At 63.3% G+C, this 25,094-nt stretch carries 17 protein-coding genes and 5 pseudogenes; 14 read left to right on the top strand and 8 right to left on the bottom strand.

Annotation, left to right across the window (positions count from 1 at the left end):
• Positions 1-259: 259 nt before the first annotated feature.
• The 3 genes and pseudogenes from LN139_RS17435 (at position 260) to ampE (ending at position 3,931) form a co-directional block, all read left to right on the top strand.
• Positions 260-2,468, top strand: a pseudogene (locus LN139_RS17435) (DUF1631 domain-containing protein).
• Between the two features lie 83 nt (positions 2,469-2,551).
• Positions 2,552-3,090: pseudogene (gene ampD / locus LN139_RS17430) on the top strand (1,6-anhydro-N-acetylmuramyl-L-alanine amidase AmpD); the annotation flags it as partial.
• Between the two features lie 16 nt (positions 3,091-3,106).
• Positions 3,107-3,931, top strand: coding sequence for a regulatory signaling modulator protein AmpE (gene ampE / locus LN139_RS17425; RefSeq protein WP_236355379.1), 825 nt, complete (start codon positions 3,107-3,109; stop codon positions 3,929-3,931).
• 135 nt (positions 3,932-4,066) lie between these two features.
• Here the strand turns inward: ampE and rhlB are convergent, their stop codons facing one another.
• Together rhlB and LN139_RS17415 are read right to left on the bottom strand one after the other, a co-directional pair.
• Positions 4,067-5,455: an ATP-dependent RNA helicase RhlB gene (gene rhlB, locus LN139_RS17420; protein WP_236355378.1), complete on the bottom strand. Its 1,389-nt coding sequence runs from the start codon at positions 5,453-5,455 to the stop codon at positions 4,067-4,069.
• Positions 5,456-5,588: 133 nt separating this feature from the next.
• Entirely contained in the window at positions 5,589-6,245 is a 657-nt protein-coding gene (locus LN139_RS17415) for an alpha/beta hydrolase (RefSeq protein ID WP_236355377.1), read from the bottom strand.
• Between the two features lie 472 nt (positions 6,246-6,717).
• Here LN139_RS17415 and LN139_RS17410 point away from each other — a divergent pair, with 472 nt between their 5' ends.
• The 8 genes and pseudogenes from LN139_RS17410 to LN139_RS17375 all read left to right on the top strand — a co-directional run bounded on the left by LN139_RS17410 (position 6,718) and on the right by LN139_RS17375 (position 14,200).
• Complete coding sequence (locus tag LN139_RS17410; RefSeq protein ID WP_236355376.1) at positions 6,718-7,746, top strand: amino acid ABC transporter substrate-binding protein; 1,029 nt, start codon at positions 6,718-6,720, stop codon at positions 7,744-7,746.
• 149 nt (positions 7,747-7,895) lie between these two features.
• Positions 7,896-9,074: an amino acid ABC transporter permease gene (locus LN139_RS17405; RefSeq protein ID WP_236355375.1), complete on the top strand. Its 1,179-nt coding sequence runs from the start codon at positions 7,896-7,898 to the stop codon at positions 9,072-9,074.
• A 10-nt stretch (positions 9,075-9,084) separates the two neighbouring features.
• On the top strand, positions 9,085-10,182 hold the full coding sequence (locus tag LN139_RS17400) for an amino acid ABC transporter permease (RefSeq protein ID WP_236355374.1): 1,098 nt from the start codon (positions 9,085-9,087) through the stop codon (positions 10,180-10,182).
• A gap of 12 nt (positions 10,183-10,194) precedes the next feature.
• Positions 10,195-10,953, top strand: a complete 759-nt coding sequence (locus LN139_RS17395; RefSeq protein WP_236355373.1) for an amino acid ABC transporter ATP-binding protein — start codon at positions 10,195-10,197, stop codon at positions 10,951-10,953.
• 84 nt (positions 10,954-11,037) lie between these two features.
• Positions 11,038-11,700: a FadR/GntR family transcriptional regulator gene (locus LN139_RS17390; protein ID WP_442964332.1), complete on the top strand. Its 663-nt coding sequence runs from the start codon at positions 11,038-11,040 to the stop codon at positions 11,698-11,700.
• A 36-nt stretch (positions 11,701-11,736) separates the two neighbouring features.
• Positions 11,737-12,954, top strand: a complete 1,218-nt coding sequence (locus tag LN139_RS17385) for a CynX/NimT family MFS transporter (protein ID WP_236360481.1) — start codon at positions 11,737-11,739, stop codon at positions 12,952-12,954.
• Positions 12,947-13,225 (top strand): GIY-YIG nuclease family protein, encoded by a 279-nt coding sequence (locus tag LN139_RS17380; RefSeq protein ID WP_236355371.1) that lies wholly within the window; start codon positions 12,947-12,949, stop codon positions 13,223-13,225. Before LN139_RS17385 ends, LN139_RS17380 begins: the two co-directional genes overlap by 8 nt.
• A gap of 41 nt (positions 13,226-13,266) precedes the next feature.
• Positions 13,267-14,200, top strand: a pseudogene (locus LN139_RS17375) (glutathione S-transferase family protein).
• On the opposite strand, the gene yejK reads toward LN139_RS17375, so the two are convergent.
• Positions 14,181-15,188: a nucleoid-associated protein YejK gene (yejK, locus tag LN139_RS17370; RefSeq protein ID WP_236355370.1), complete on the bottom strand. Its 1,008-nt coding sequence runs from the start codon at positions 15,186-15,188 to the stop codon at positions 14,181-14,183. The pseudogene LN139_RS17375 and the gene yejK overlap by 20 nt on opposite strands.
• A 379-nt stretch (positions 15,189-15,567) precedes the next feature.
• Here yejK and LN139_RS17365 point away from each other — a divergent pair, with 379 nt between their 5' ends.
• Entirely contained in the window at positions 15,568-15,849 is a 282-nt protein-coding gene (locus tag LN139_RS17365; protein ID WP_236355369.1) for an HU family DNA-binding protein, read from the top strand.
• A 341-nt stretch (positions 15,850-16,190) separates the two neighbouring features.
• On the opposite strand, the gene rlmF is transcribed toward LN139_RS17365, so the two are convergent.
• The 5 genes and pseudogenes from rlmF to LN139_RS17340 form a co-directional block, all read right to left on the bottom strand.
• A complete protein-coding gene (gene rlmF, locus LN139_RS17360; protein ID WP_236355368.1) occupies positions 16,191-17,093 on the bottom strand; it encodes a 23S rRNA (adenine(1618)-N(6))-methyltransferase RlmF in 903 nt (300 codons plus the stop codon).
• Between the two features lie 49 nt (positions 17,094-17,142).
• Positions 17,143-19,989, bottom strand: coding sequence for a valine--tRNA ligase (locus tag LN139_RS17355; RefSeq protein ID WP_236355367.1), 2,847 nt, complete (start codon positions 19,987-19,989; stop codon positions 17,143-17,145).
• A gap of 249 nt (positions 19,990-20,238) precedes the next feature.
• Positions 20,239-20,667: a DNA polymerase III subunit chi gene (locus LN139_RS17350; protein WP_236355366.1), complete on the bottom strand. Its 429-nt coding sequence runs from the start codon at positions 20,665-20,667 to the stop codon at positions 20,239-20,241.
• Between the two features lie 9 nt (positions 20,668-20,676).
• Positions 20,677-21,105: a DNA polymerase III subunit chi gene (locus LN139_RS17345; protein WP_236355365.1), complete on the bottom strand. Its 429-nt coding sequence runs from the start codon at positions 21,103-21,105 to the stop codon at positions 20,677-20,679.
• A 48-nt stretch (positions 21,106-21,153) separates the two neighbouring features.
• Positions 21,154-22,652: pseudogene (locus tag LN139_RS17340) on the bottom strand (leucyl aminopeptidase).
• Between the two features lie 270 nt (positions 22,653-22,922).
• On the opposite strand from LN139_RS17340, the pseudogene lptF reads away from it, so the two are divergent.
• Together lptF and lptG are read left to right on the top strand one after the other, a co-directional pair.
• Positions 22,923-24,034, top strand: a pseudogene (lptF, locus tag LN139_RS17335) (LPS export ABC transporter permease LptF).
• Positions 24,031-25,092: an LPS export ABC transporter permease LptG gene (gene lptG / locus LN139_RS17330; protein ID WP_236355364.1), complete on the top strand. Its 1,062-nt coding sequence runs from the start codon at positions 24,031-24,033 to the stop codon at positions 25,090-25,092. Before lptF ends, lptG begins: the two are co-directional and overlap by 4 nt.
• The last annotated feature ends 2 nt before the right edge of the window (positions 25,093-25,094 follow it).

Raw genomic sequence — 25,094 nt, 5'->3', positions numbered from 1 at the left:
GTTTTTCCACAGGTGAAAAAGCGCCTTTGATCGGAACGGCTGAGCAAAACGCAAATTCTGTTGTCAATCACTCTACGAAAGAACCGTCCCTGCCTTGAAAGTAGCCTGCCTGTAATTTGGCGACTTTTTAATGGCGTTTCCGCCGAGCGGATGAAACCAACCTCAGGTTTGCCTCTCAAAGGCTGCACGGTTCATGTCGGCCGCGCTTGACGCGGCTATTCACTCATAGCGTATGGATTCGCCGATCATGGAGTCGAGCATGCAAAACGACGGCAAAGTGGTGCACCTTAACGCGGCGGCCGACCCGGCTGCCAGTGCGCCGCTGGCACGCTTGCCGGTGGTGGTGCTGCAGGTGCGCGACAAGGCCGCCCAGCAACTGCGCGAGGGCTTGCAGGCGCTGTTCGACAATGCTGACGACACGCTCTTCGAGATGGCCGACAAGGCCCCGAGCAATAACGAGCAGAACTTGTTCTTCGAAGCCATGCGCGACCTGCGCCTGAAGCGCAAGAACATCGAGCGCGGTTTTCTCGACAAATTCTATGAAGCCTTCGTGCGGGTAGGCCAGTACGACACCGGTCCCTCGCGCCCTGCGCCGCTCAATTATGACAAGCTGGCGCTGGTGCCCAATGAAGAGTTGGAGCGTACCGTTGCGCTCGACTCGATGGTCAACAAAGTGCTGGCCCGCGACGGCCTGTCGCTTACTCAACTGACCACTCGCCTCAATGCCCTGGTGCCGCGCGTGCTGACCGATGACAGCAACCCGCTGGGCCCGGCGATGCTCTGCGATTACTTCGTGCAGGCCGGGCAGACGCTGGGTGTCGAGATCAAGGTCAAGCTGATCATTCTCAAGCTGTTCGATCGCTATGTGCTGTCCGATACGGATCATTTGTATTTCGATGCCAACCAGTTGCTGATCGCCACTGGCATCCTGCCTGAGCTGAAGGTTGCGCCTGCACGGCGCGCCGATGACCGCCCTGGCCGGCGGCGTACCCCCGAGGACGACACTGCACCCGCTCAGGCAATGCCGTTGGAAGAACCACTGGATGACAGCGTCCGCGAAGTGTTCACCGCCCTGCAGGAGCTGGTGCACCAGGTGCGTGGCAATCCGCCTGTGCGCCGTGAGCCGGCCGCTACCGTGATGCCCATCTCCACCAACGACCTGATGCGCCTGCTGTCGCACCTTCAGCAATACGTACCGCAGCAGCCGGAGCACTCCGAGGATTACGACCTTCGCCAGCAACTCGAGCAACTGCTCAACCGCGTAAGCCTGAAAAGCGGCAAGGCGCGTGTCGTGGGCACGGTCGATGAAGACGTGATCAATCTGGTTGCGATGTTGTTCGAGTTCATCCTGGATGACCGCAACCTGCCTGATTCGCTGCGCGCACTGATTGGCCGCCTGCAGATCCCGATCCTGAAAGTCGCGGTGCTCGACAAAAGCTTTTTCAGCCGCTCCAACCACCCGGCGCGGCGCTTGCTCAACGAGATCGCCCAGGCGGCCATGGGCTGGAGCGGGCGCGACGATTCGCAGCGTGACGCGCTGCACGGCCGCATCGATCAGATTGTGCAGCGCCTTCTCAATGACTTCGTGGACGACACGTCGCTGTTTTCCGAGCTGTTGGTGGACTTTCTGGCCTTCACCGCAGAAGAGCGCCGCCGCAGCGAGCTGCTCGAGCAGCGCACTCGTGACGCTGAAGAGGGCCGCGCGCGGGCTGAGCTTGCGCGGTTGCATGTGCAGTTCGAGCTCAACCGCCGCTTGCTGGGCAAGACCTTGCCGCAGGTAGTAGTGCGGTTGCTGGAAGAAGCGTGGAGTAAGGTGCTGCTGCTGACCTGGCTCAAGCACGGCGAACAGGCGCCTGAGTGGCAGGCTGCGCTGGAGACCATGGACGACCTGGTCTGGAGCGTTGAGCCCCACGATGGCATTCAGGCTCGCAACCGCCTGCTGAGCCTGGTGCCAGGCCTGCTCAAGGCGCTGCGCGAGGGGTTGACCAGCGCTGCGTTCGACCCTTTCGCCACCAGCGATTTCTTCAGCCAGCTGGAGGCCTTGCATGTGCAGGCCATCCAGCGCACGGCCATGGCCCTGCAGCAGGGCGATGACGATATCGCTCTGGTGCGGGTGGAGAGCGAGATTGTGCTGGGGGCAGGCGCCTTCGACGGTGGCCGAGGTTTCGCCTGAGTTTTCCGATGAAGACCCCGCGGCGCAACAGGCTGCCGCGCTGCGCCCTGGCACGTGGGTCGAGTTGTTGGAGGAGGACGGCGAACCTTTGCGCTGCAAGCTCACCACCATCATCGAAAGCACGGGCAAGTATGTGTTCGTCAACCGCACTGGCATGAAGGTGCTGGAGCGCTCGGCTGCCGCCCTGGCACTGGCGATCCAGCGCAACGAGCTGCGCGTGCTGGACGACAACCTGCTGGTGGATCGCGCCATGGACGCCGTCGTCGGGCGGCTGCGCTTGCTCAAGACTGCGTGAACCCTTCCTGATGCCGCCTTTGCGCGGCATACTCGCAGGCCAGCGGTTTACGACGGCAAGGACGGTTTATGCTCCCCGAGGCGATCCATCTGGATCCCCAGACAGGCTGGTGCCATGGCGCACAGCACTGTCCCTCTCCCAATTTCAATGAACGCCCTGGTGGCGAGGTCTCGCTGCTGGTGATTCACAACATCAGCCTCCCCCTGGGCAGTTCGGCACCGGCCGGCCAGCGGCGCTGTTCCAGAACCGGCTGGACCCGGCCGAGCATCCCTATTTCGAAGGCATCGCGCACCTGCGCGTTTCGGCGCATTTTCTGATCGAGCGCGACGGGGTGCTGACTCAGTTCGTCGGTTGCCACCAGCGTGCCTGGCATGCGGGTGTGTCCAGCTTCGAGGGGCGGGAAGGGTGCAACGACTTTTCCGTGGGGATAGAGCTGGAGGGCACCGATGAGTTGCCGTTCACAGAGGCTCAATATGCTTGCCTGCAACAGCTGACGGCCGAGCTGTTGCAGTGCTTTCCGGCCATCGGTGCAGCACGCATCACCGGCCACAGCGACATCGCGCCGGGGCGCAAGACCGACCCGGGGCCATGTTTCGATTGGGCGCGTTATCGTGCCGAGTTGTTCGGGAGGAGGGGAAATGACTTTTCTGGTGCTGCTGGTGATCGTGTGGGTCGAGAAGTTCTCGGCGCTGCGCCAGCGCCTGCAACGTGATGGTTTCCTGTTGGGTGAATTGGCACGCCTTGAGCGTGTGCCCGCGCTGGCCCGCGATCCTTGGTTGATCCTGCTGATCCTGGCCGGTGTACCGATGGCGGTGCTGGGCTTGCTGCTGGTGGTGATCAAGCCGGTCGGCTACGGCCTGCTGGCGCTGCCGGTGCACCTGCTGGTGCTCGGTTACAGCCTGGGGCGAGGAGACCCCAAGGCTGCGCTGGGCCCGCTGCGCGATGCCTGGCGCCGGGGTGACGACACCGCCGCCTTGCACGTTGCTGAGCGTGATATCGGCGTGGGCGCCGAAACGCCTGCGCAATTGGTCGGCGAGGTGCAGGGTTGGTTGCTGTGGCGTGCGCTGGAGAGTTTTTTCAGTGTGGTGTTCTGGTATGCCTTGCTGGGGCCGGTCATGGTGCTGGGGTATCGCCTGGTGGCACTGGTGGCCGAGCACAGCCGGCATGCGCCGCTGGTCGAGCGCGCCGCGCAGTTGCGCCATGCGCTGGACTGGCTGCCGGCGCGTTTGCTGGGTGCCAGTTTTGCCTTGGTGGGTAACTTCATCGCGGTGATGCGCTTGATGCTGCAAGAGCTGCTGCATTGGTACATCGGTGCGCGTGAACTGGTTGGCCAAGCCGGCCAGTTGGCAACCGGCGCTTCGCCCGAACAGCCCGTCGAAGGCCTGGACGCACTGTGGTCGTTGCTGCAGCGCGCGGCAGTGCTCTGGTACGTGGTGCTGGCGGTGGCCACATTGCTCAACTAGGCGAGGACAGGCTGAGCAACTGTGGTGGTGGGTTGTCGCGCGGCGAGCCGCCCTCCCACCAAGTGATCTGCACTGCTGAAGTTTTGGTGGGAGGGCGGCTCGCCGCGCGACGGGGCCATTGGCTTGAAAGCGCGATCAGGCCTGTGCCTTGCGCGCCACGGGCCGCAGCAGCTCGTCGGCAGGCATTTCGCAGCTGATCTTGCGCCCCAGCAGGGCCTCGATGGCGGGCAACTGGTAAGCGTCGTCTTCGCCGGCGAAGCTGATCGAAACCCCGGAGGTACCGGCACGGCCAGTGCGGCCAATGCGGTGCACGTAGTCGTCCGGGTCTTCGGGCAGGGTAAAGTTGATCACGTGGCTGATGCCGTCGATATGGATGCCGCGGCCAGCGACGTCAGTGGCCACCAGCACGCGCACCTGCCCTGAACGGAAGGCTTCGAGCGTCTTGATGCGCTTGTGTTGCGGCACGTCGCCAGACAGCTGCGCGGCGCTCACGCCATCACGCACGAGGCGCTCTTCGACGCGGCGCACTTCATCCTTGCGGTTGGCGAATACCATCACCCGTTCCCAGCCGTTGTCGCTGACCAGGTTGTACAACAGCTTGTACTTGTCGGCCGCAGCCACCGCGTAAACGTGCTGCTCTACCGTTTCGCTGGCGACATTCTCGGGCTCGATCTCGACGATGGCCGGGTTCACCGTCCATTGCCGGGCCAAATTCATTACGTCGTCGGTGAAGGTGGCCGAGAAGAGCAGGGTCTGACGTTCGCTTTTGGGCGGAGTCTGGCGAATGATCGAGCGGACCTGCGGGATGAAGCCCATGTCGAGCATGCGGTCGGCTTCATCGAGCACCATCACTTCGACCATGTCCAGGTACACCTCGCCGCGCTGCTGGAAGTCCAGCAGGCGACCGGGAGTGGCCACCAGGATGTCGCAGTAACGGCTTTCCAGCTGCTTGAGCTGCTTGTCGAAGTCCATGCCGCCGACGAAAGTCATGACGTTCAACGGTGCGTGTCGGGTCAGCGCTTCGGCATCCTTGGCAATCTGCACCACCAGCTCGCGGGTCGGGGCGATGATCAGCGCGCGCGGCTCGCCCATGAAGCGCTCTTTCGGCGGCGGAGTCTGCAGCAACTGCTTGATGGTGGAAATCAGGAACGCGGCGGTCTTGCCGGTGCCGGTCTGGGCGCGGCCGATGGCATCCTTGCCTTTGAGCGTATGCCCCAGCACCTGGGCCTGGATCGGCGTGCAGTAGGGAAAGCCAAGGTCGTGGATGGCGTGCATCAGCTCATCGCCAAGCGGGAAGTCGTGGAAGCGGGTTTTGCCTTCCTGCGGCTCTACTGTGAAATCCTCGGGGCGCCAGGCGGGGGCGGCAGGCTTGGCAGGGCGCGGCTTGCGTGGGCGCTCGGCTGCGCGTTCGCGGCGCGGTTGTTCATTTCGAGGCTCGGGGGCCTTGGCGATGGCTTGGGGAGCGGCGGGCGCAACAGGCGCTTCACGAGCGGGCGCTACGGTCGGCGCCGGGGCGGCCGGCAACGGCTCGGCCTCAGGTTTTGCAAATATTTTTTGAGTGCCTTGAGCACGGTCTTCTCATCGATTGGTTAAGGAATGTACGCCGGGCAGTGTAATGCAAGAACCGGGCGCAGCGTAGTGCCGCGCCGGTGGCTGTTTACGCCAGCCGCGCGGCCAGCCAGTCGCCGATGTCGTCGATCTCCTCCATCACCACTTCGTGGTCCATCGGGTATTCGCGCCACTGCGCCTCTACGCCAGCCGCTTCGAGCTTGTCGAACGCCGAGCGGCCCATGGGCCGCAGCACGACGTTGTCGTGAGCGCCGTGCAGGCTGAGCAGGGGAATCGCGCGCTGGCCGTCGCTGAGTGCAACGCTGTCATCGAAGGTCGGCGCGTAGGTGGAAAGCGCAAGCACACCGCCGATGGGCCGATCCGCTTCTATATAAGCGGTGTGCAGCACCACCGCGCCGCCTTGGGAGAAGCCCGCCAGCAGCAGGCGCTTCGGGGCGATGCCCTGGGCCTGCTGTTCGTCGAGCAGATTGAGGACCTGATGCGCCGAAGCTTCGAGTTGCGGCCGGTCGATCGCACGTTCGGGGCTCATGGCAAGAATGTCGTACCAACTCGGCATTCGATAGCCGCCGTTGATGCTCACCGGGCGAGTGGGGGCCTGGGGCAGCACGAAGCGGACAGTGGGCAAACGTTGCTGCAGCATCCGTGCGACCGGCTCGAAGTCGGTGCGGCTCGCCCCCAGGCCATGCAACCAGATGACACAGGCGTCGGCAGGTTGGGTAGGTTCGAGGATCAAGGGTGGGGTCATGGTTGCTCCAAAATGGTGCCAGCGTTACCGCCCTGTGCACTGAAGGGTGCACTGGATCAGGGCGCAATGTGGGGATATCTGAACAAGTTGTCGCAAGGTTACAACTTTGCCGCTTGACGCGCACTTAAAGGGAATTTTTACCCGGTGTGGTATGGGCTTTGCTAAGGCAAAAAGGATCGTTCGTTTCTCATCAGCCGGTAACACACAGGCTAGAGACTCTGGACCGGTCTCCCCGTTGCATTGTGTTCCGCCAACGAGTGGTAGCAAGGCGAACGGGCCTGCGTCAGCGGGATGATCCACGGCGCAACGAGGCAGTGATTTTCAACGGTAAGGCGCACACCTTTTCCCGATCGCTTCAAGCTCGTAGCGCCGCTCGGCCCAATAACAAGCCAGCACAGGGCCGGCAAGTGCCTCACAAGGGTGCGGCGCAATTTAAAGCTCGGACACAACACAGAGCCCATTGGAGGTTTGAATGAAGATGTTGAAATCCACCCTGGCAGTACTGGCCGTCGCTGTTGCCTTCGGCGCCAGCGGCCTGGCTCAGGCAGGGGCCACTCTGGATGGCGTGAAGAAAAAGGGCTTCGTCCAGTGCGGCGTCAGCGACGGCCTTCCAGGCTTCTCCGTTCCAGACGCTTCGGGCAAGATCGTCGGTATCGATGCCGACGTGTGCCGTGCAGTCGCCGCTGCAGTGTTTGGCGATGCTTCCAAGGTCAAGTTCAGCCAGCTGAACGCCAAGGAGCGCTTCACCGCGCTGCAATCGGGTGAAATCGACGTGCTGTCGCGCAACACCACCTGGACCAGCTCCCGCGACGCAGGCATGGGCCTGATTTTCGCCGGCGTCACCTACTATGACGGCCAGGGCTTTCTGGTGAACAAGAAGCTGGGCGTTAGTAGCGCCAAGGAACTCGATGGCGCCACCATCTGCATCCAGGCTGGCACTACCACCGAGCTGAACGTCTCGGACTACTTCCGCGCCAACAACCTCAAGTACACCCCCATCACCTTCGAAACCTCCGACGAAAGCGCCAAATCGCTGGAAAGCGGCCGTTGCGACGTGCTGACCTCCGACAAGTCGCAGCTCTATGCACAACGCTCCAAGCTGGCGAGCCCTGCCGACTACGTCGTGATGCCTGAAACCATCTCGAAGGAGCCTCTGGGCCCATTGGTACGCAAGGGCGACGACGAGTGGCTGAACGTGGTCAAGTGGTCGCTGTTCGCCATGGTCGATGCCGAAGAAGCCGGCATCACTTCGAAGAATGTCGAAGAAATGGCCAAGAGCAGCACCAACCCTGACGTGCGCCGCATGCTGGGCGCCGATGGCGAGTTCGGCAAAGACCTTGGCGTGGCGAAGGACTGGATGGTGCAGATCGTCAAACAGGTGGGTAACTACGGTGAGGTGTTCGAACGCAACCTCGGTAAAGGCACTCCGCTGCAGATCGACCGCGGCTTGAACGCCCTGTGGAAGAACGGCGGTATCCAGTACGCACCGCCCGTGCGCTGATGCCACCGCCGGTGCGCGGGTTCCTCGCGCACCGGTACGGGTAACCGAAATCATCTGAAAGCAGGCGCAGGGACGCGGCCCGATGGGTTGTGCCCCTGCCTTGCCGTTTTCGTTTGCTCAAGCTTTGTCTACATTCGTCGGGGCATCCCATGCATAACACATCTGGCGCACCCAAAGGTTCATTACTGACCGACCCGCGTGCGCGAGCCTGGATATTCCAGATTTTGACTGTCGTTCTGGTGATCGGCATCGGCTGGTACCTGTTTCACAACATGCAGGTCAACCAGCAGCACCGGGGCATTACCTCGGGCTTTGGCTTTTTCCAGAACTCTGCCGGCTTCGGTATCGCTCAGCACCTGATCGACTACACCGAAGCAGACACCTATTCCCGCGTGCTGGTGATCGGCATCCTCAACACCTTGCTGGTGAGCGTCATCGGCATCGTGCTGGCAACCCTGCTGGGTTTTTCGCTCGGTGTGGCGAGGCTGTCGAAGAACTGGCTGATCAACAAACTGGCTACGGTGTACATCGAGACCTTCCGCAACATTCCCCCGTTGCTGCAGATTCTCTTCTGGTACTTCGCGATTTTCCTCAGCCTGCCCGGCCCGCGCCAGGCGCACAGCTTCATGGACCTGTTCTTCGTCAGCGCCCGTGGCCTGAACATGCCGAGCGCCATCCCTGCCGAAGGCATGCGAGCGTTCCTCGTGGCGCTGGTGCTGGCGGTGGTGGGTGTGGTGCTGATGGCCAAATGGGCCAACAAGCGCTTCGATGAAACCGGCCAGCCCTTTCACAAGTTCTGGGTGGGGCTGGCGATGCTGATCGGGCTGCCGGGCCTGTCGATCCTGGCCTTCGGCTCACCGGTGCATTGGGAAGTGCCCGCGCTCAAGGGCTTCAACTTTGCCGGCGGCTGGGTACTGATCCCTGAGCTGCTCGCCGTGGTGATCTCCTTGTCGGTCTATACCGCCGCGTTCATCGCCGAAATCGTGCGCTCCGGTATCCGTTCGGTCAGCCATGGCCAGAGCGAGGCGGCTCACTCGCTGGGCCTGCGCAATGGGCCGACCCTGCGCAAGGTGATCATTCCGCAAGCCCTGCGGGTGATCGTGCCGCCTTTGACCAGCCAGTACCTGAACCTGATGAAGAACTCGTCGCTGGCCGCTGCGGTGGGCTACCCGGAAATGGTTTCGCTGTTCTCCGGCACCGTGCTCAACCAGACCGGCCAGGCGCCGGAGGTGATGGGCATCACCATGACGGTGTACCTGGCGATCAGTATCAGCATTTCCCTGCTGATGAACTGGTACAACAAGCGCATTGCGCTGATCGAGCGGTGAGGACACGCGCATGAGCACCCATCAATTCAAGCCCGACCTACCGCCACCGGTGAAAACCGTCGGCGCTGTGGCCTGGCTGCGCAACAACCTGTTTTCCAACTGGTTCAACACCCTGCTGTCGCTGCTGGCGTTGTACCTGATCTGGCTGGTGGTCCCGCCTTCGCTGAGCTGGGCGATCTTCGATGCTACCTGGCTGGGCGACACCCGCGAGCAGTGCTCCAGCGGCGGCGCCTGCTGGCTGTTCATTGAGCAGCGCTTCAGCCAGTTCATCTACGGCTATTACCCAAATGAGCAGCGCTGGCGTGTCGATCTGACCGTGCTGCTGGCCATCGTCGGCGCTGCACCGCTGTTCGTTCGGCAGTTCGCACCCAAGGCCAAGTACGGCATCGCATTCATCGTTCTCTACCCGATCATCGCCTTCTTCCTGCTCTCCGGCGGTGTACTGGGGCTGGAGCATGTGCCTACTTCGGCCTGGGGCGGCCTGACGCTGAACCTGATCCTGGCCGTGGTCGGCATTGCCGGCGCCTTGCCTCTGGGTATCGTGCTGGCGTTGGGGCGGCGCTCGAAGATGCCAGCGGTGAAGGTGGTCTGCGTGACCTTCATCGAGTTCTGGCGCGGCGTGCCGTTGATTACCGTGCTGTTCATGGCCTCGGTGATGCTGCCGCTGTTCCTGCCCGAGGGCATGAGCTTCGACAAGCTGCTGCGTGCGCTGATCGGCATCATCCTGTTCGAGTCGGCCTACGTGGCCGAGGTGGTACGTGGCGGCATGCAGGCCATTCCCAAGGGCCAGTATGAAGCCGCTTCCGCTATGGCCCTGGGTTACTGGCGCAGCATGTGCCTGGTGATCCTGCCACAGGCCCTGAAGATGACCATCCCAGGCCTGGTGAACACCTTCATCGCGCTGTTCAAGGACACCTCGCTGGTCTACATCGTAGGCCTGTTCGAGTTGCTCAACAGCGTCAAGCAAGCTTCCGCCGACCCCAAATGGCTCGGCATGGCCACCGAGGGCTACGTGTTCGCCGCCCTGGTGTTCTGGATCTTCTGTTTCGGCATGTCCCGCTACTCCCAGTACCTGGAGCGCAAGCTGGACACTGGCCACAAGCGTTAGGAGTGAATTGAGATGAACGATAACAAACAGCCTGGCGCCGAAGGCATCATCCGCATGGACGGTGTGAACAAGTGGTACGGCCAGTTCCACGTGCTCAAGGACATCAACCTGAATGTGCGCCAGGGCGAGCGCATCGTGCTGTGCGGGCCGTCCGGTTCGGGCAAGTCCACCACCATCCGCTGCATCAACCGCCTGGAAGAACACCAGCGTGGCAGCATCGTGGTCGACGGCATCGAGCTGACCGATGACCTCAAGCAGATCGAGAACGTGCGCCGCGAAGTGGGCATGGTGTTCCAGCACTTCAACCTGTTCCCGCACCTGACCATTCTGCAGAACTGCACCCTGGCCCCGATGTGGGTGCGCAAGATGCCCAAGAAGGAAGCCGAAGAGATCGCCATGCACTACCTGCAGCGCGTGCGCATCCCGGAGCAGGCCAACAAGTACCCCGGCCAGCTCTCTGGCGGCCAGCAGCAGCGCGTGGCCATCGCTCGCGCGCTGTGCATGAAGCCCAAGATCATGCTGTTCGACGAGCCCACTTCGGCGCTCGACCCTGAAATGGTCAAGGAAGTGCTCGATACCATGGTGGGCCTGGCCAAAGACGGCATGACCATGCTCTGCGTGACCCACGAAATGGGCTTTGCTCGTACCGTGGCCGACCGTGTGATCTTCATGGACAAGGGCGAGATCGTCGAGCAGGCCAAGCCTGACGACTTCTTCGACCGCCCACAGAACGAGCGCACTCGGCTGTTCCTCGGCCAGATCCTGCACTGAGGCGCACCGCGCGCCATTCCCGGGTTGCGGCCCGGGAATGGCTCGCTTATCCTTTTCGGCCTATTCATCCGATGATTGGACGAAATGCCATCACCTCTTCTCAAACGTTCGCTGGTCGACCAGGCTCTGGAACAATTGCGCGAGCGCATTGCGCGAGGGCAGTGGGCCGTCGGCGAGCGCTTGCCCACCGAGCCTGAACTGGCACTGGAACTGGGCATCAGCCGCAATACCGTGCGCGAGGCCGTGCGGGTGCTGGCCTTCACCGGGCTGATCGAGGTGCGCCAGGGCGACGGTAGCTACCTGCGTGGGCGAGCCGACCCTTCCGATGCGCTCAAGGCGATGTCGGGCTGCACGCTCGACCAGGCCCGTGAAACCCGGCGCATCATCGAGGTCGAGGCGATCATGCTGGCCTGTGCCCGGCGCACCCCTGAAGACCTCGCCGCATTGCGTGCAGCGCTTGCCCGCAGTGGCAAGCATTACCATAGCGACCTGGACAGTTACATCGCCTGCGACATGGTCTTTCACCAGCGCCTGGTGGATGCTGCGCGCAACCCCATGCTGAGCCAGCTCTACCGGTACTTTTCGCAAGTGGTCGCTGATTCGCTACGCCTGACACTGCACCCGCAACAGCGTGAGCAGGCGACTTTCGACCTGCACATCGACATGGTCGATGCCGTTGAGGCCCGTGACAGCGCAGCAGCGGCACGCCTTTGCCGCGAACTGATCGACAGTGGCGCAGACCACTGAAACTCCTGACAACGAGACCCTGCCCATGACTGCCCCCTGCGTGAAACCCCACCGGCCGACATTCCTTCAGCGCCGAGGATCAAGCCCGCCTGGCTGTTGGTTGGGCTGGTCCTGGTGGCGTTGAACCTGCGCCCGGCGCTGTCGAGCCTGGCGCCGCTGTTGGGGCAGGTGAGCGTTGAGCTGGGGCTGTCCGGGGCAAGTGCCGGCCTGCTGACGACCTTACCGGTGCTTTGCCTGGGGCTGTTCGCGCCCTTGGCGCCCGGGCTGGCGCGGCGCTTTGGCGCCGAGCGGGTAGTGCTGATGGTATTGGCCACCCTTGGGCTGGGCATCTTGCTGCGCACGGTGGCCGGGCCACTGGGGCTGTTCGCAGGCAGCCTGGTCAGCGGCGCCAGCATCGGTGTGATCGGTGTGCTGCTGCCGGGCATCGTCAAGCGCGACTTCCCGCGCCACGCCGGCACGCTGACCGGGGTGTACACCATGGCGCTGTGCATGGGCGCGGCCCTGGCCGCCGGCGCCAGTGTGCCGCTGGCCCACGCCAGTGGCGAAAGCTGGCGCTTCGGGCTGGGCTTCTGGGTGGTGCCGGTGGTGGTGGCGGCACTTGCCTGGTGGCCGCACACCCGCCATCACGGGCATGCACACCGTGGGCGCTTCCAGGTCCGCGGCCTGCTGCGTGACCCGCTGGCCTGGCAGGTGACGCTGTACATGGGCTCGCAGTCTTCGTTGGCTTATATCGTGTTCGGCTGGCTGCCTTCGATCCTGGTGGGGCGCGGGCTGTCGCCCGAGCAGGCAGGCCTGGTGACGTCGGTGTCGATCCTGGTGCAGATGCTCAGCTCGCTCACCGCGCCCTGGCTGGCCACTCGCGGGCGGGACCAGCGCGCGGCCGTGGTGATTGTGATGTCCCTGACCCTGGCTGGCCTGTTCGGCTGCCTCTATGCCCCGCTGGGTGGGCTGTGGGGCTGGGCGGTGCTGTTGGGGTTGGGGCAGGGGGCGATGTTCGCCGTCGCTTTGAGCCTCATCGTGCTGCGGGCGAGCGATGCGCATGTGGCGTCGGCGCTATCGGGCATGGCCCAAGGCGTGGGCTACACACTGGCCTCGCTCGGCCCGCTGTTGGTGGGGGTGATCCACGACTGGACCGGTGGCTGGAGCGCGATCGGCTGGTTGTTTGCCGCGATCGGTGTGCTGGCGATCAGCTTTGGCCTTGGTGCAGGCCGGGCGCTGCATGTGCAAGTGCGCAGTGAGGCCGTCGATGGCTGAGCCGCCGTACGGGCCGCCCAAGCCGTGGTTCGTCTACCTGGTCCGCGCCGAGAACGGCGCGCTGTACTGCGGGATCAGTGATAACCCGGCGCGGCGTTTCATTGCCCATCAGCGCGGGCAGGGCGCACGTTTCTTTGCCTCCAGCCGTGCGCTGGCGCTGGTGTACGTCGAGGCGTGGGGCAGCAAGGGCGAGGCTTTGCGCCACGAGCGGCTGATCAAGGCGTTGCGCAAACCTGCCAAGGAAGCGCTGGTAGCGGCCTACCGAGGTTAGCGCGTAAGCTCAGGGCCTATTTCACTGCCAAGGGCGTTGCCATGAGCGAGTTGATTCTGCACCACTATCCTGCCTCCCCCTACGCCGAAAAGGCGCGGTTGATGCTGGGGTTCAAGGGGTTGTCCTGGCGCTCGGTAGGCATTCCGCCGATGATGCCCAAGCCTGACCTCATGGCGTTGACCGGCGGTTACCGCAAGACCCCGGTGTTGCAGGTAGGCGCCGATATCTATTGTGACACCGCACTCATCGCTCGCCGGCTTGAGCAGGAAAAGCGCAACCTGCACTGTTCCCGCAGCACCTGGAAGCGGTCATCAGCGGTTTCGCAGCCTGGGCTGATACTCAAGTGTTCCCGCGCGCCGTGGCGCTGGTTTTCCAGCCCGAGTCAGCGGCGGTGCGCTTTGCGCGCTTCAACGACGAGCAGCGCCAGGCATTCCTGGCTGACCGCGCCAAGCTGTTCAGTGGTGGTAATGCCCAGCGTGTGCCGCTCGAGCAGGCGCAGGTAGAGTGGGGCGCAATCATGGCGCGGCTGGAGCGCCAGCTGGCGCATGTAGAAGGTGACTTCCTGCTGGGCGACGCTACCTATGCCGACTTCGCGCTAGCGCACTGCATGTGGTTCCTGCAAGGCACGCCTGTGACCGCGCCCTGGTCGATGCCTACCCGCAGGTAGCTGCCTGGGCCGCGCGCGTTGTGGGCTTCGGCCATGGTGCGAGCAGCGAGCTGGGAGCCACCGATGCCATCGAGATCGCCCGCGCCGGCACCCCGGCCGCCTTGCCGCAGGGGCCGGCAGACCAAGGCCCGTTGGTTGGGCAAACTGTGGAAGTTGCGGCGACCGATTATGGCGTGGAGGCAGTCGCCGGCACGCTGGTATACAGCGGTGCCGAGGAGTTGATCGTGCAACGCGAGGATGCGCGTGCCGGCACGGTCAACGTGCACTTCCCGCGTGTGGGCTTTCGCGTCAGCCCTGCCGGCGCTTGAGCTGATCGGCCAGTTGGGTCGGCACGCCCTTGATGGTCAACGTGCCGGCCTCTTCGTCGTATTCGATCTTCGAGCCCAGCAGGTGGGCCTCGAAGCTGATCGACAGCCCTTCGGCACGGCCGGTGAAACGGCGGAATTGGTTGATCGTGCGCTTGTCTGCAGGAATCTCCGGTGACAGCCCGTAATCCTTGTTGCGGATGTGGTCGTAGAAGGCCTGCGGGCGGTCCTCGTCGATCAGCTCCGACAGCTCCTGCAAGGTCACCGGCTCCCCGAGTTTGCTTTGAGTGGTGGCGTATTCGACCAGGGTGTTGGTTTTTTCCCGCGCCGCCTCTTCGGGCAGGTCTTCACTTTCGACGTAGTCGCTGAAGGCTTTGAGCAGGGTGCGGGTTTCACCCGGGCCGTCGATGCCTTCCTGGCAGCCGATGAAGTCACGGAAGTAGTCGGAAACCTTTCTGCCGTTCTTGCCCTTGATGAACGAAATGTACTGTTTGGATTGAGCGTTGTTGCGCCACTCCGAGAGGTTGACGCGCGCGGCCAGGTGCAACTGCGAAAGGTCAAGGTGCCGTGAAGGCGTGACGTCCAGCTCGGCATTCACTGCAACCCCTTCGCTGTGGTGCAGCAGTGCGATGGCCAGGTAGTCGGTCATGCCCTGGTTGTAATGGGCGAACAGCACGTGGCCACCCACCGACAGGTTGGATTCTTCCATCAGCTTTTGCAGGTGCTCCACCGCCTTGCGGCTGAAGGCAGTGAAGTCCTGCTCTTCTTCCAGATAGCTTTTGAGCCAGCCGCTGAAAGGGTAGGCGCCTGATTCCCCGTGAAAAAGCCCCCAGGCTTTGCCCTGTTTGGCGTTATAGCTTTCATTGAGATCAGCCAGCAGGTTTTCCAGCGCCTGCGAAGCCTCCAGTGCCGAATCACGGGCGTGCAGCACGGCGGGGCTGCCGTCGGGCTTCTTGTCGATCAGGTGGACGATGCAGTGGCGGATCGGCATGGCAATCTCGGGGAGGCTCAAAAGGGAAAGAGTTTAACGCAACTTGTTCGAGCGGTCGGCAGCCCGTACTCAAGAGGTCGCCTGAACTGTTTAGTTTTTAAACAAAAGGGCAATTTAATTCAGTATTTATCGGAATAAAGGCGGATATTTGCCCAGTGCTGTGCTAGTTTTGCCCCGTCTGCCGGAGCGGGCCGGCAAAGCCCCGGAAACCGCGCCGTATAGCCCTGCGAAGCCTGCGCATTTGCAGCGAACCAAACCCGCTTTCGAGCCTCTACATGCCCGTTCGGCGAGGCATGGGCCCGGGCTGTTGTATCGCCATTTGCCCATGGGCTGAAACGGCTTCGCACACTCTTGAATATTGACAGGAAGGAACATCGACATGGCACTGACCAAAGACCAACTGATCGCCGACATCGCCGAATCCATCTCGGCACCGAAGGCCACCGCCAAGAATGCTCTGGATCAATTGGGCCAGATCGTTGCGGATCAGCTGGAAAATGGCAACGAAATCACTCTGCCAGGTATCGGCAAGCTGAAAATCACCGAGCGCCCTGCCCGCACCGGCCGTAACCCGTCGACTGGCGCCGCGATCGAAATCGCTGCCAAGAAAGTCGTCAAGTTCGTGCCTGCCAAGGTGCTGACCGACGCGGTCAACAAGTAAGGCTCACCCCTTACCGAAAACCGCGCTCACTGCCGCAGGCAGGGGCGCGGTTTTTTTGTGGGTGGGTGTAAGTAGTTGGGGTGATCGGTGTCGGGGCCGCCCTTTCGCCCGGCAAGCCGGTCTCCCACCAAAAGCCAGGCTTGAAAGCCCCGCCAGTGGGAGGCCTGCTTGCCGGGCGACATGCCAGTTCGACAACCCTATTTGCCGACCAGCCCGCCCTTTCGCCCGGCAAGCCGGGCTTCCATCAAAAGCCAGGCTCACAAGCCCCTCGAGTGGGAGGCCGGCTTGCCGGGCGACATGCCAGTTCGAACAACCCCATTCGCCGACAAGCCTTTCTGATGCTAGAGGGCAAACCGCCAGGCCAGAAACCGGCTGCGCTTCTGCCCCTGGCCCATCTCGCCCACCTGCACCTGGGCCGCCCCCACACGCTGCAACCGCGCCTTCAGTGGTGCCAGGTTCGCGCTCTTGGACACCAGGCTGCTGAACCAGCCCACCTGAGTGGCGAACGCAGCGCTTTCATCCACAAGCCGCCCTAGAAAGCCCAGCTCGCCGCCTTCGCACCACAGCTCGTTGCTTTGGCCGCCGAAGTTGAGCACCGGCAGTTTGCGTTTCGGGTCCAGCTTGCCCAGGTTGCGCCATTTGCGCTCGCTACCACGGGTAGCCTCGCCAGGGCTTGAATGAAACGGCGGGTTGCATAGGGTCAGGTCGAAGCGCTCGCCGGGTTGGATGATGCCCTGGAGGATATGCCTGGGGTTGGCTTGCTGGCGCAATTCGATCGCTTTGCCCAGGCCGTTGGCTTCAAGCACCTGGCGGGCGGAGGCGAGGGCGACGGGGTCGATGTCGCTGCCGACGAACTTCCAGCGGTAATCGGCATGGCCCAGCAACGGGTAGATGCAGTTGGCGCCAGTGCCAACATCCAATGCCCGTACCTGCGCGCCGCGCGGCACCTCACCGCCTGCAGCGAGCAGGTCTGCCAGGCCGTGCAGGTAGTCCGCCCGGCCCGGTACCGGCGGGCACAGGTAGCCTTCCGGGATGTCCCACCAGCGGATGCCATAAAGCGTTTTGAGCAGCGCCCGGTTGAACACCTTCACCGCTGCCGGGTTGGCAAAGTCGATGCTTTGCTTGCCGTAAGGGTTGAGGATGACGAATTCGCCAAGCTCGGGGCATTGGCGGATCAACGCGGGGAAGTCGTAACGGCCTTGATGGCGGTTGCGCGGGTGCAGGCTGGGTTTTTCGGGTGTCATGGTGCCGCCATGGGGATTGCCCGCCCCAGGCAGGGGCGGGCGGAGGGGGTCAGAGGCTGGCGATGCGTGCGTGCTGTTCGGCGAGCTTGGCCAGGGCCTGCTCGGACTCGGCAAGCCTGGCACGCTCCTTCTCGATCACCGCAGGCGGTGCCTTGTCGACGAATGCCGCGTTGGACAGCTTGCCGCCCACGCGCTGAACCTCGCCTTGCAGGCGCTGGATTTCCTTGTCCAGGCGCGCCAGCTCGGCGCCTTTGTCGATCAGGCCGGCCATCGGCACCAGCACTTCAAGCTCGCCTACCAGGGCTGTGGCGGCCAGCGGCGCTTCCTCGCCTTCAGCCAGCACGGTGAACGACTCGATCTTGGCCAGCTTGCGCAGCAGTGGCTCGTTTTCGGCGAGGCGGCGCTGGTCGTCGGCACCGGCGTTTTTCAGGAACAGTGCCAGCGGCTTGCCCGGGCCGATGTTCATTTCGCCACGGATATTGCGCACACCCAGCATGAGTTCCTTGACCCACTCGATGTCGCGCTCGGCGGCTTCGTCGATGCGCGCTTCGTTGGCTACCGGCCAGGGCTGCAACATCAGCGTTTTACCTTCGATACCGGCCAGTGGCGCCAGGCGCTGCCAGATCTCTTCGGTAATGAACGGCATGAACGGGTGCGCCAGGCGCAGAGCCACTTCGAGCACGCGCACCAGGGTACGGCGGGTACCGCGCTGGCGCTCGACCGGCGCATTCTCGTCCCACAGCACCGGCTTGGACAGTTCCAGGTACCAGTCGCAGTACTGATTCCAGATGAACTCGTAGAGCGCCTGAGCGGCGAGGTCGAAACGGAACTGATCGAGCTGGCGGGTGACTTCCGCCTCGGTACGCTGCAGCTGCGAGATGATCCAGCGGTCAGCCAGCGAAAGCTCCACGGCCTCGCCGTTCTGGCCGCAGTCTTCGCCTTTGTCGAGCACGTAGCGGGCGGCGTTCCAGATCTTGTTGCAGAAGTTGCGGTAGCCCTCGACACGGCCCATGTCGAACTTGATGTCGCGGCCGGTGGAAGCCAGCGAGCAGAAGGTGAAGCGCAGGGCGTCGGTGCCATAGCTGGCAATGCCTTCGGGGAACTCGGCTTTGGTCTGCTTGGCGATCTTGTCGGCCAGCTTGGGCTGGATCAGGCCGCTGGTGCGCTTGTCGAGCAAAGCGTCCAGGCCGATACCGTCGACGATGTCGAGTGGGTCGAGCACGTTGCCCTTGGACTTCGACATCTTCTGGCCCTGGCCATCACGCACCAGGCCATGCACGTAGACCGTCTTGAACGGCACTTGCGGCGTGCCGTCCTCATTCTTGACCAGGTGCATGGTCAGCATGATCATCCGGGCGACCCAGAAGAAAATGATGTCGAAACCGGTGACCAGCACGTCGGTGGAGTGGAAGGTCTTGAGGAAGTCGGTCTGCTCCGGCCAGCCCAGGGTGGAGAAGGTCCACAGGCCCGAGCTGAACCAGGTGTCGAGCACGTCGTTGTCTTGCTGCAGCGCAACGTTTTCGCCCAGCTTGTGCTTGGCACGCACTTCGGCTTCGTTGCGGCCTACGTACACATTGCCGGCTTCGTCGTACCAGGCCGGAATCCGGTGGCCCCACCACAGCTGGCGGCTGATGCACCAGTCCTGGATGTCGCGCATCCAGGAGAAGTACATGTTTTCGTACTGCTTGGGCACGAACTGGATGCGGCCGTCTTCGACTGCAGCGATGGCGGGTTCTGCCAGCGGCTTGGTGGAGACGTACCACTGGTCGGTGAGCCAGGGCTCGATCACGGTGCCTGAGCGGTCACCCTTGGGCACCTTCAGGCCGTGATCGTCGATGCTGACCAGCAGGCCGGCGGCGTCCATGTCGGCCACGATGCGCTTGCGTGCCTCGAAGCGGTCCAGGCCTGCATAGGCGGCTGGCAGGGTGGTGTCCAACTGATCGTTGACGCTGCCGTCGAGGTTGAACACCTGGGCGCTGGCCAGCACCTGGGCGTTCTTGTCGAAGATGTTGATCAGCGGCAGGTTGTGGCGCTTGCCCACTTCGTAGTCGTTGAAGTCGTGCGCCGGGGTCATCTTCACGCAGCCGGTGCCGAACTCGGGGTCGCAGTAGTCATCGGCGATGATCGGGATGCGCCGGCCCACCAGTGGCAGCTCCACGAACTGGCCGATCAGTGCCTGATAGCGCTCGTCGTTGGGGTTGACCGCAACGGCGGCATCGCCAAGCAAGGTTTCCGGGCGGGTGGTGGCCACGACCAGGTAGTTGTTGCCTTCGGCCGTGCGTGCACCATCGGCCAGCGGATAACGCAGGTTCCACAGGTGGCCTTTTTCGTCATGGCTTTCCACTTCCAGATCGGAAATGGCGGTGTGCAGCTTGGTATCCCAGTTCACCAGGCGCTTGCCGCGGTAGATCAGGCCGTCTTCGTGCAGGCGCACGAAAGCTTCCTTGACCGCGTCGGAGAGGCCGTCGTCCATGGTGAAGCGCTCGCGCGACCAGTCGACCGAGGAGCCCAGGCGGCGGATCTGCCGGCTGATGTTGCCGCCGGATTCGGCCTTCCATTCCCACACCTTGTCCAGGAACGCTTCACGGCCCAGGTCGTGACGGCTCTGGCCCTGGGCTTCGAGGCGGCGCTCGACGAGCATCTGGGTGGCGATGCCGGCGTGGTCGGTGCCCGGTTGCCACAGGGTGTTGCGGCCCTGCATGCGGCGGAAGCGGATGAGCGCGTCCATGATCGCGTTGTTGAAGCCGTGGCCCATGTGCAGGCTGCCGGTCACGTTCGGTGGCGGGATCATGATGGTGTAGGGCTCGCCAGCACCCTGGGGGGCGAAGTAATTCTGCGATTCCCAGGTGGTGTACCAGGCAGATTCGATGGCGTGTGGCTGGTAGGTCTTGTCCATGCGTGGCAGGCCCTGTTTCGGCATTGATTCGGAAAGCCGGACAGTATAACGGGGAAGCCTTCGCGGGTGTAGGCTCGCCGTGGGCCAGCGCCGGTGATGAAAAAAACCTCCGGCCCTTGAAACGGGCGTGGGCGCCCAGGGAGGGGTAGCGGGCCGGAGGCAAAGGCGGCTCCAGGGATGGGGAACCGGAGCCGCCGACGATTCTACGAAGCAGCCAGTGGGCTGGCTGTTGGGTGGAATCCTGAAAACCTATTGGCCTTTCAGAACATGCGCCATGCGCGCTTCCAGGCGCCGGCGGATTTCGGTTTCGATGTGGGGCGCGAAGTCATCGATCACATCCTGCATGATCTTGCGCGCGGCATCGCGCAGCTCGGCGTCCAGATGCAGCAGCGTGGCCTGGCGGTTCTGCTCGGGCGTGGCCGCAGGCGAAGAGACCGCAGATGGAGCCGAGACCGGAACCGATACCGGAACCGGAACCGGAACCGGAACCGGAACCGAAACAGGATCAGACAGCAACGGAATGCTCTCTTCGCTGAGCGGGGAGGGCGGCTCGGGCTCGGCATGCACGGTATCGGTCAGCAACGGCGGCTCGAGCGTGTCGTCGCCAAGCAGCGCACGGATGGATTCGAGGTCATCGAGCAACTGATGCGACTCGGGCAACGCAGGGGGCTTGCTCATGGGAAAGGCTCAAAAACGTGTCAGACGGTGGTCTTGCAGAGCATAGCCCTGTTCCCGGTAGAAACGGAAACGCTCACGTGCCGCCTGGCGGGCGGTGGGCGCTTCGGTGACGATTTCGGCGACCCGGGTGAAGCGTGCGTGGGCCGGCGGCACCTGGTCGGTGAGGTTGACCAGCAGGTCCTCATGCGCGGCAGGTGGCTCGCCGTACCCGAGCAGGATCGGCGCATCGGCCTCGGCGCCCGCCAGTGCATGCGGGATGAAGGCTTCACCTTTGAAGCTCCACAGGCGTTCGTCGAGGGCCTGGCTTTGTTCGGCGCTCGTACAGTTGACGTAGATCCGGTGGCCCAGGCGCCAGGCCTTTTCCACCAGCTTGCAGGCAAAGTCCACCCGCGCCTGGTCATCGGCGCTGGGTAGTACATAGAAGTCGACTTGTGGCATGGGATAGCGGCGCCCGTTGCACGGCGCCCGTTGCCAGGCGCCTCGGCATCAGCCGCGCACGCCGTCGCGGGCGCGGTCGAGCAGGTACTGGGTCAGCAGGGGGACCGGGCGGCCAGTGGCGCCTTTGTCCTTGCCGCCGCTGATCCAGGCTGTACCGGCGACGTCCAGGTGCGCCCATTCGTAGGCTTTGGCGAAGCGCGACAGGAAGCAGCCCGCCGTGATGGTGCCGGCTTTTGGCCCGCCAATGTTGGCGATGTCGGCGAAGGGGCTGTCGAGCTGGTCCTGGTACTCATCGAACAGCGGCAGTTGCCAGGCGCGGTCGTCTGCCTGCTTACCTGCGGCGAGCAATTGCTCGACCAGGGTATCGCTGTTGCCCATCAGGCCCGAAGTATTGGAGCCCAGGGCTACGATGCAGGCGCCGGTGAGGGTGGCGATGTCGACTACCGCCCTGGGCTTGAAACGCTCGGCGTAGGTGAGGGTGTCGCACAGCACCAGGCGGCCTTCGGCGTCGGTGTTGAGGATCTCGACGGTTTGCCCCGAGAGGGTGGTGACGATATCGCCCGGGCGCGTGGCCTTGCCGCTGGGCATGTTCTCGGCGCAGGCCATCAGGCACACCAGGTTGATCGGCAATTCCAGCTCGAGCACCGCGCGCAGGGTGCCGAATACGCTGGCCGCGCCGCACATGTCGTATTTCATTTCGTCCATGTTGGCCGAAGGCTTGATGCTGATGCCGCCAGTGTCGAAGGTGATGCCCTTGCCCACCAACGCGTACGGCTGCTCGCCTTTCTTGCCGCCCTGATACTGGGCGACGATCAGCCGAGGCGGGTTATCGCTGCCTTGGCCCACGGCCAGGAATGAACCCATGCCGAGTTGAGCGAGTTTTTCTCATCCAGCACTTCGACCTTCAGGCCTTTGTGCTCTTTGCCCAACTTGTTCGCCAGCTCGCCCAGAAACACCGGGGTGCAGACGTTCGGTGGCAGGTTGCCCAGATCGCGGGCCAAGGTAGTGCCCATGTTGATCGCGCGCGCTTCGCTGACCGCGCGCTCGACGGCGGCACTGTTGCTCTTGGTGGTCACCAGGGTGAGCTTCTGCAGGGCGCGAGGCTCAGCCTTGGTGCTCTTGTAACGGTCGAATACATAGCCTGCGTCGAGCAGTGTTTCAGCGGCCAGGCGCGCTTTGGCGTAGGCATCGCGTTGTTTGACTTCGACTTCGTCCAGCGCCAGCACCGCGTCGGCGCCGCCCAGGTTCTTGAGGGTGCCGATCACGCCGGCGATCGCCTTGCGCCAGGCGCGGTCGCCCATGGCGTCGGCGCCGGTGCCCAGCAGCAGCACGCGCTCTGCCTTGAGGTTGGGCAGGCTGTGCAGCAGCAGGCTCTGGCCGGCCTTGCCGGTGATGTCACCCCGTTTGAGCACTGCGCTGATGGCGCCGCCGCTGAGCTCGTCGAGCTTGCTGGCGATTTTGCCCAAGGCACGGTTCTCGCCCACAGCGACCACCAGGGTGGCGGTTTTCAGGGTTTCGGGGTTGACGCTCTTTACGACCAGTTCCATGGGGACCCTCATCGGATGGTTGCGGCGGCGATGCCGGGATCGCCGGGGCACAAACGTGCCAAAGGCCCCAGTGTGCGCGGGACAGGCGGTCGCGGCAACCCCGCAGGGGGTTCCTTTCCCGCTTCACAAGGCGTTGTCGAATCGACAGCAGGGCTCAATCACAGGATAATGCGCGCAATTTTGTCCGAGCCGCTGTCCATAGGGCCGGTTGCCCACGGCCGGGCTGCCCCGTTATCCAGCCATTTGCCGTCATCCCGGGAGTAATCTGGTTTGATCGTTTTCCGTTATCTGTCCCGAGAGGTCCTGACCACCCTCAGCGCTGTAAGCGCTGTGTTGTTGGTCATCATCATGAGCGGGCGCTTCATCAAGTACCTGGCCCAGGCGGCCAGTGGCGCGCTTGACCCGGGCGTGCTGTTCCAGATCATGGGCTATCGCCTGCCAGGCTTTCTGCAGTTGATCCTGCCGCTGGGGCTGTTTCTCGGCATTCTGCTGGCCTATGGCCGGCTGTACCTTGAAAGCGAGATGACGGTGCTTTCGGCCACCGGCATGAGCCCGCGCCGCCTGCTTTTGATGACGCTCGCCCCGGCGACGCTCGTGGCATTGGTGGTGGCGTGGCTGAGCCTTGGCCTGGCCCCGGCCGGCGTGACGCGCGTGCAGCAGATCCTCAACCAGCAGGATGCCCTGACCGAGTTCGACACCCTTGAACCTGGCCGCTTCCAGAGCCTGCGCGATGGCTCCCGCGTGACGTACACCGAAACCCTCTCCGATGACCGCGTGCGCCTTGGCGGGGTATTCATTTCCGAGCGCAAGGAGGCCACCGACAACAAGAAGGAGCCGCAGATTTCCTTGCTTGTTGCCGAAAAGGGCCGCCAGGAAATGCGCCCGACGGCAGCCGCTACCTGATCCTCGACAAGGGCTACCGCTATGACGGCTTGCCCGGGCAGGCGAATTACCGGGTCATCCAGTACGACACCTATGGCGTGATGCTGCCCAAGCCGGACGTGAGCGAGGACATCACTGCCCGCGAAGCCACCCCGACCGGCGTGCTCTGGGCCTCTTCCGAAAAAGCCGACCGCGCCGAGCTGCAATGGCGCCTGTCACTGCCGCTGCTGGTGTTCATCGTGACCTTGCTGGCCGTGCCGCTGGCCAAGGTGAACCCACGCCAGGGCCGCTTTCTCAAGCTGCTGCCGGCCATTCTGCTTTACATGGCTTACCTCACGCTGCTGATCGCCGTGCGCGGGGCGCTTGAAAAAGGCCGCATGCAAGTAGGCATGTGGTGGGTGCATGCGTTGTTCCTGGCCATTGGCCTCGGGATTTTCTACTGGGAGCCGCTCAAGCATTGGCGCGCTCGCCGCCGTGACACCCTGGAGGCTGCCCAGTGAGAAAGCTCGACAACTACATCGGCCGTAGTGTGCTGGTGGCGATCCTGGCGGTGCTGGGTATCATCCTGGGCCTGGCTTCGCTGTTCGCCTTCATCGACGAGATGAGCGATGTCAGCCCAACCTATTCGGTGATGGACGCCGGGCACTACGTGCTGTTCACCGCACCGCGGCGGCTCTATGACATGTTGCCGATGGCTGCACTGATCGGCTGCCTGATCGGCCTGGGCAGCCTTGCCAGCAGCAGCGAGCTGACCATCATGCGTGCCGCAGGCGTTTCGATCGGGCGGATTGTCTGGGCTGTGATGCGCCCGATGCTGCTGATCATGGTGTCGGGCCTGCTGATCGGTGAATACGTTGCCCCACCTGCCGAAAACCTCGCCCAGGCCGCGCGTTCGCTTGCCCAGGGCAGCGGCGACGCACAAACCGGCCGCCATGGCGTATGGCACCGCCAGGGTAACGAATTCATCCACATCAACACGGTGCAACCCAATGGGCTGCTCTATGGTGTAACGCGCTATCACTTCGACGATCAGCGCCATCTTCAAGAAGCCAGCTTCGCCAAGCGTGCGCATTATGAAGACGGCAAATGGTTGCTCAACGATGTCAGTGCGACCCGTTTCCTTGGTGAGCGCACCGAAGTGTCCACCACCCCGAGTGAAACCTGGGAAGTTTCCCTGACGCCCCAACTGCTCAACACCGTGGTGCTTGCGCCTGAGTCGCTGTCGATCAGCGGGCTGTGGGGCTACATCCACTACCTGTCGCAGCAGGGGCTTTCCAATGGCAAGTACTGGCTGGCGTTCTGGACCAAGGTGCTGCAACCGCTGGTGACCGCCGCGCTGGTGCTGATGGCCATTTCGTTCATCTTCGGCCCGCTGCGCTCGGTTACCTTGGGGCAGCGTGTTTTCACCGGCGTGCTGGTGGGCTTCGTGTTCCGCATCGCCCAGGACCTGCTGGGGCCATCGAGCCTGGTGTTCGGCTTCCCGCCCTTGCTTGCGGTGGTGGTACCGGGAGCGATCTGCGCGTTGGCAGGCGTCTGGCTGCTGCGAAGAGCTGGCTGATC

The sequence above is a fragment of the Pseudomonas sp. KNUC1026 genome (genome assembly GCF_021650705.1).
In the GTDB taxonomy this organism is placed as follows: Bacteria; Pseudomonadota; Gammaproteobacteria; order Pseudomonadales; family Pseudomonadaceae; genus Aquipseudomonas.
Note: the sequence above shows the minus strand (reverse complement) of the source record. Positions and strands in the feature narration are given on the sequence as shown.